Annotated in this window: 7 protein-coding genes; all 7 read left to right on the top strand. The window is 39.1% G+C overall.

The window, feature by feature from the left end; genetic code table 11:
* Positions 1-48: 48 nt before the first annotated feature.
* The 7 genes from A0F92_RS08005 (at position 49) to A0F92_RS08030 (ending at position 6,167) form a co-directional block, all read left to right on the top strand.
* Positions 49-1,353, top strand: coding sequence for a glycerate kinase type-2 family protein (locus A0F92_RS08005; protein ID WP_068243981.1), 1,305 nt, complete (start codon positions 49-51; stop codon positions 1,351-1,353).
* 44 nt (positions 1,354-1,397) lie between these two features.
* Positions 1,398-2,714, top strand: coding sequence for a GntP family permease (locus tag A0F92_RS08010; protein WP_068243983.1), 1,317 nt, complete (start codon positions 1,398-1,400; stop codon positions 2,712-2,714).
* A gap of 118 nt (positions 2,715-2,832) precedes the next feature.
* Entirely contained in the window at positions 2,833-3,456 is a 624-nt protein-coding gene (locus A0F92_RS08015; RefSeq protein WP_068243986.1) for a Pr6Pr family membrane protein, read from the top strand.
* Positions 3,457-3,558: 102 nt separating this feature from the next.
* Positions 3,559-4,068 carry a peroxiredoxin family protein gene (locus A0F92_RS08020; RefSeq protein ID WP_068243989.1) on the top strand — a complete coding sequence of 170 codons (510 nt, stop codon included), beginning with the start codon at positions 3,559-3,561 and terminating at the stop codon, positions 4,066-4,068.
* Between the two features lie 78 nt (positions 4,069-4,146).
* Entirely contained in the window at positions 4,147-4,311 is a 165-nt protein-coding gene (locus A0F92_RS15790; protein ID WP_253810272.1) for a hypothetical protein, read from the top strand.
* Positions 4,278-4,535: a DUF302 domain-containing protein gene (locus tag A0F92_RS08025; protein WP_253810274.1), complete on the top strand. Its 258-nt coding sequence runs from the start codon at positions 4,278-4,280 to the stop codon at positions 4,533-4,535. The genes A0F92_RS15790 and A0F92_RS08025 overlap by 34 nt, the downstream gene beginning before the upstream one ends.
* Positions 4,536-4,691: 156 nt before the next feature.
* Positions 4,692-6,167 carry an alpha-galactosidase gene (locus A0F92_RS08030; RefSeq protein ID WP_068243992.1) on the top strand — a complete coding sequence of 492 codons (1,476 nt, stop codon included), beginning with the start codon at positions 4,692-4,694 and terminating at the stop codon, positions 6,165-6,167.
* The last annotated feature ends 194 nt before the right edge of the window (positions 6,168-6,361 follow it).

The following is a 6,361-nucleotide window of genomic DNA, read 5'->3' on the forward strand; positions in this document are numbered from 1 at the left end:
ATCGCTACAACACAGTATCTTTATACAGTAGCTGTATAAAGTAAATGTATGTTATTAACCGAAGATGCAGTATATATATTTCAGCAAGCTATTGCAGCTGTTCAACCTGCGGTGTTATTACAAAGCAAGTTGGAGGTGAAGAGTGGTGTGTTGTATGTTGAAGAATTACCATTCAGGCTTCATCCCAATGGCAAAATATATGTATTGGCTGCAGGAAAAGCTGCTGCTGCCATGGCTTTGGCTACAGAAACTATTGTAGGCAAAATGCTTTCTGGTGGTATAGTCGTTACAAAATACGGTCACGGATTGCCGTTACAAAACATGCAATTAATAGAAGCGGGGCATCCTTTGCCTGATGCACAAAGTTTAATTGCCGCCCAAGCTATTATTCATTTTGCACAGCAGTTAACCGAACAGGATGTGGTACTGTTTTTATTATCCGGCGGTGCTTCTGCGCTGTTAGCCGATACACCACCGGGTATTGCTTTATTTGAACTGCAGCAAACTTTTCAATTGTTATTGGCATCGGGTGCTACCATTCAGGAAATGAACACGCTGCGCAAACACCTGAGTGCCATTAAAGGTGGACAATTAGCCAGATTACTGATGCCGGCCAGTGTTATTACGTTTGCCATTTCAGATGTGATTGGAGATGACCCCTCTATAATTGGCTCCGGGCCTACTTTTCCGGATACTACTACTTTTGCTGACGCATGGACAGTAGTACTGAAATATCATTTACAACATCGCATACCAAATTCAGTAATACAACATTTGCAGAAAGGGCTGAACGGGATGATTGCTGATACACCCAAAAATGATGACTCCTGTTTCAAAAAAACGCATTATTTTCTATTGGGTAGTAATGGTACGGCATTGCAGTCGGCAAAAAATACTGCAGAAAAATTAGGATACCATACTACAATTGTTACCCGGCACCTAACCGGCGAAGCAAAAGAAGTGGGTGTTGCAATTGTGCAACAAGCAATTGGCTATAATGGGCCACGCCCCGGTTGTTTGTTGTTCGGGGGTGAAACTACCGTTACCATTCAGGGAAAAGGCCTGGGCGGACGTAATCAGGAATTAGCATTGTCTGCTGCACTGGCATTGCCGGAACATTCCAATTTGGTTATTTTATCCGGCGGTACTGATGGAACCGATGGCCCCACCGATGCTGCAGGGGCTTATACAAATATTGAACAGATGCAACAAGCAATTCAATTGGGAATCAATGCAACTGAATACTTACAGCAAAACGATTCCTATCATTTTTTTGAAGTTGTAAATGGATTAATAAAAACAGGCCCTACACAAACCAATGTGATGGATTTGGTAATCGTGTTGATACCCTGATTTTACATCCATTGGCATACATCACATTCATATAAACACAACCTATGCTTCAATTACTCGTTGTTTTTATAGTAGGATTATTCCTGATTATACTTTTAACAGTAAAATATAGGCTATCGCCTTTCTTTGCTTTATGCATTGCCGCTGTGGTGGTAGGATTGGGTGTGCAATTACCGGCTGATGCTATTATTACGGCAATGAAAACCGGATTTGGCAATACCATGCAATCGTTGGGTTTACTGATTGTTCTGGGTACTACTTTAGGTGCATTACTGGAGCATACCAAAAGTACAACGGTTATGGCGCAGTATATTTTAAAGCTGGTGGGTGAAAAAAATGCTGCCTTTGCCATGAGCATCACCGGCTTTTTGGTAGGGTTACCCATTTTTTGTGATTCAGGATATATTGTATTAAGTGGTTTGAATAACACTCTGGCAAGAAAAACGGGCATACCTATGATTGTGCTGGCGGTTTGTTTATCCACGGGTTTATTTGCTGTACATGCATTAGTGCCGCCACATCCGGGCATTACTGCTGCTGCATTACTGCTGCAGGTTGATTTGGGAAAACTGTTGTGGACGGGAATACTGGTGGCGATACCGGCTATGTTAACCGGATATTTTTGGGCAATCTATGCCGGGAAAAAAATTTCTGTTCAGGCTATTACCCCTCTTGATGAGGAAGCAACGGAGATAATACAGCAATGCCCCAACGTTATTTCCGCTTTTTTACCGGTTATCTTACCTATTGTACTGATTGCAGCAAAATCTGTTTTGAATTCCCAAATTCCTCCCACTCATTTTTTGCATTCCTGGCTCGTATTGGGCGATCCTGTTGCTGCGCTAACCATTGGTGTATTGCTGGCATTAAGCAGTATTCGTAAATATAACTCAAATGGACTACAGTTGGTATTACAACATGCTGTAGAAAAAGCGGGTAATATATTAATGATCACAGCTGCAGGAGGCGCATTTGGAGCAGTATTAACAGTTACAAATATTGGCCAGTATGCCGGCCAATTGCCTTTAAAACATTTGGGCATATTATTTCCTTTCCTAATTGCAGTTATTTTAAAAACGGCACAAGGTTCTACAACCGTTGCAGTAATTACAACCGCTTCCATTGTTCTACCCTTTTTGCCTGTTTTGGGTTTGGCTACTCCAAATGGAACCATTATGAGTGTGTTGGCTATGGGAGCCGGTTCAATGATTGTTTCACATCCCAACGATTCTTATTTTTGGGTGGTAGCCAAATTTTCATCAGTTGAAATGAAGCCGATGCTTCGCGTTTTTACAATCGCTACTTTCTTCATGGGCTTGATGGCTTTTGGTATGATTTATATTTTAACCATTTTTATGTAATTGTGTTATATTGTTATACCAAACAACATCAGTTCATTTTTTCAAATTATTATTTCAGCACTAAAAAACCTGCAGCTATTAATTTTCTGAAAGTTGTGTTTTTAAAAAATAAACCATTATGCGTAAAAAAATAGCTTTGTTCTTTGCCTGCATTATCTGGTTATCGGTCGTTTTGCAATTGTATTTAATGCTGCAGAACAGAACAGCCACTGTTCCGGAAACCCTGGTACGCTTTTTTAGTTTTTTCACCATTCTTACCAATACTTTAGTTGCAGTTTATTTTACGGTACAATTTAGGGAACTGCATGTATTATCCAAACCCGGTTCACTAACGGCTATTACTGTTTATATTACAATAGTAGGGCTGGTATATCAAATTGTGTTGCGGCCTTTATGGCAGCCTGTTGGTTTGCAAAAGCCGGTAGATGAAATGTTGCATTCCGTGAATCCATTGCTTGTGATTGTTTATTGGTATGGATTTGAAGCAAGAAAACAGGTGCAGTATCAGCAAATTTTGGGCTGGCTCATTTATCCATTGTTGTATTTGGTATACATTTTAATCAGAGGATCGTTTTCCGGTTTTTATCCTTATCCATTTGTGAATGTTTTACAAATTGGATGGCAACAAACCCTTTTGAATGCCTTGATTTTATTTTTTGTATTTGCAGGCCTGGGAGCGCTTTTTATATTTTTAGGAAAAATGTTTCCTGAAAGAAAAAGTTCCAAAGCAACAATATTTTAAAAACAGATTATTTTATACCTCTGCGGGAATATATTTTTTTTAGATGAAATGAGGAATTAATGTTAAATTGCTTGTGATGATGAACAAATCAATACCCATAGTATGCTGCGCTTCCAAAGAAATATATTTTTGATACTAAGTTTATTAATGATGGCTGTTATGGCCGATGCACAATTGCCTGCCCCGGCAAAATCGATTCCTGATTTTCAATTGTATCAATTTAACGGACAGCCATTTGTGCGTGATAACCTTCCAAAGAATAAACTGCTGTTTTTTATATTTTTTGATGTAACCTGCGATCACTGTCAGCATGCTTTCCGCGAAATAAATGCGCATTATAATGCTATGAAAGGTGTTGCGATGTATTTGATTTCTTTAGATTCTGAAGCCAGCATGGCCAATTTTATAACCCGGTTTGCACCTAATTTGGTGGGCAAACCCAATATTACACTGTTGCGTGATGTGCAAAATCAGTTTATACAACAATTTACACCCCGAAAATATCCTTCTATGTTCCTGTACAATGCAAAAAGGCAGTTGTTATTGTATGATGACGAACCGGAACATTTTCAGCAATTTTTGCAGGCTATTCATTCCAATACATATGCATGAGTGAATATGACTTTTGTCACAGTTCATGGCCAAACTTTATTGTAGTTTTAAGTATTGTTTTACCTAAAATAACGGTGTATGTCTTACTATTTTTCAGCAATCGTGAACGACAGTTTCTCCAATACCATTCAAAGAGTAACCGATGCTTTAAAAGCGGAAGGTTTTGGCGTATTAACGGAAATTGATATGAAAGCCACTTTAAAAAAAAATTGGATGTTGAAATTGCACCCTACACCATATTAGGTGCCTGTAATCCACCTTTTGCCTATCAGGCCTTACAGGCAGAAGATAAAATTGGCACCATGCTGCCCTGTAATGTAATTGTACAGGAAAAGGGCTCGGGAAAAGTAGAAGTAGCTGCCGTTGATCCGGCTGCATCAATGCAGGCCATTCAAAATCCGGAATTAGAAAAAATAGCTGCTGCTGTTCGCGATAAAATGCAAAAGGTGATTCAGCACCTTGTATAATTGTCGGCAATTTTCTAACAGCAATGTACTCGTTCAAAAAAATGAGTAAAGCTTATTGCTGCATCTATACACAAACGTTTGTGCAATGCATGGCAATTGATTAAGTGTTATATTTGAAAATATCACTTCAATCATTGTTTTTTAAATGTTTGCCACATGTATTTACGGAAGAAAATTGTATGCTTAGCATTACTCACTGCTTCTTTTTATTCCTTTGTTCATGCACAGGTTGTAACCCACTATCAACAAAAAGAACAGGAACAAATTTTTACTTTGAGTAACAACAAGGTAACGCAACAAATTGTAGTAGACCATCATTTTTTACACGAAGATGCGCTATTGGCAAAAACGGATTGGCTAACAGCGTACCATAACACGCAAACACATGACGTATATACAGATGCTGATTTTGCTTTAAAAATGATGTGGACGGATTGGAGTGCGCCCGGAAAAGACTTTAATGGCGATTTGCAACTATCACTTACCAAAAGAGATTTTGTATTACAGCGATACGAATTTATTGCTTTACCCAACAATGGTAAGGAGCTTAATTTATATTTTACCCCGGTAAATAAAGAGAACTCCCTGCAACTGCGTATTACCTATCAGTTATTGGATCAGGCATTTTATGCCAGAAGAAAAATTGCAATACAAGATACATCGCTGCAAAAAAACTGGATTGAAGCCATTGTATCCAGAAGTGGTAAGATATTTACACAAAGCGGATACAATGCCGGCTATAGCATGCGGGAAGAAAACAGGGCATCCGCTCAGTATATTTCGTTACAACTACATCCGCAGGCAGAAACAGACAGAATTGTAAAACAGGGCGATTTTGGTCAGCCTTGTGCCATAAACTTTTCTGGCGGTGGTGTATTTTTCGGTATTGAATATCCGGCCGCCAATTCATCGGTGGTGCGCAACAGTGATATGAGTTTGCAATTAAACTGTAAAGAATTAATGGGTAAGGTAGTGAAAAAAGAATGGATTGAAAGTAGTTGGGTAGTAGAAGGTCTTGCACCGAATCATTCCATTCAGGATTGGTTTTATGATTATGTAAATGATATAAAAGCAGCACCCGACAAGCCCTATGCGTTATACAACAGTTGGTACGACTTGCGTTCACCATCCTATCCGCATGTTGAACCCAATCATGTAATGAATGAAAAAAATATTCTGCATATCATTGATTTGTTTAAAAAGAACATGACTAATAAATATGGCATTCATCTGGATGCTTTTGTATTAGATGATGGTTGGGATGTATATGAAAGCAATTGGATGCTAAATAAAACAACATTTCCAAATGGTATTCAACCTATTGTAAATGCTTTAAAGCCAATGGGTACTACGTTAGGAATTTGGCTGGGCCCTACAGGTGGTTATTCATTTAGAATGAAACGTATTAACTGGATGAAAGCACACGGATATGAAACAGTGGGTACAACCCCCAACGATGCCATGTTAGATATTGCGGGGCCTAATTACAGCCGATTGTTTGAACAACGCATTACTGATTTTACAAGGCAAGGAGTGGGCTATTTTAAGTGGGATGGTATTCAGTTCTCATCCAGTGAAGCGGTCAATGGTCATCCCGTTGGGTATCATTCCCCCTTTTTCGACAGAAAATAAATTCCCTAGCTAACGACTTTACTGCAACACCCCGAATTTTGCAATGACAGCTCTATGTGAGACCGACTTAAGCAGTGGTGGTTAATAACCCCGTGCGTCATTCTGGTTAAAATGTACAACTCCATTTACTTGGAGAGTTTATGAATTCAGTGGTGGCTCGCCTGTGGCGAAGACCCCGTTCAGAATAATTGATA

Source organism: Hydrotalea flava (genome assembly GCF_001623405.1).
Taxonomy (GTDB): Bacteria; Bacteroidota; Bacteroidia; order Chitinophagales; family Chitinophagaceae; genus Hydrotalea; species Hydrotalea flava.

What these genes read in the sequence shown, in the direction of transcription:
- A0F92_RS08015 (WP_068243986.1), top strand. Translation starts at nt 2,833, where the DNA reads ATGCGTAAAAAAATAGCTTTGTTCTTTGCCTGCATTATCTGGTTATCG.
- A0F92_RS15790 (WP_253810272.1), top strand. Translation starts at nt 4,147, where the DNA reads ATGTCTTACTATTTTTCAGCAATCGTGAACGACAGTTTCTCCAATACC.
- A0F92_RS08030 (WP_068243992.1), top strand. Translation starts at nt 4,692, where the DNA reads ATGTATTTACGGAAGAAAATTGTATGCTTAGCATTACTCACTGCTTCT.
- A0F92_RS08010 (WP_068243983.1), top strand. Translation starts at nt 1,398, where the DNA reads ATGCTTCAATTACTCGTTGTTTTTATAGTAGGATTATTCCTGATTATA.
- A0F92_RS08020 (WP_068243989.1), top strand. Translation starts at nt 3,559, where the DNA reads ATGCTGCGCTTCCAAAGAAATATATTTTTGATACTAAGTTTATTAATG.
- A0F92_RS08005 (WP_068243981.1), top strand. Translation starts at nt 49, where the DNA reads ATGTTATTAACCGAAGATGCAGTATATATATTTCAGCAAGCTATTGCA.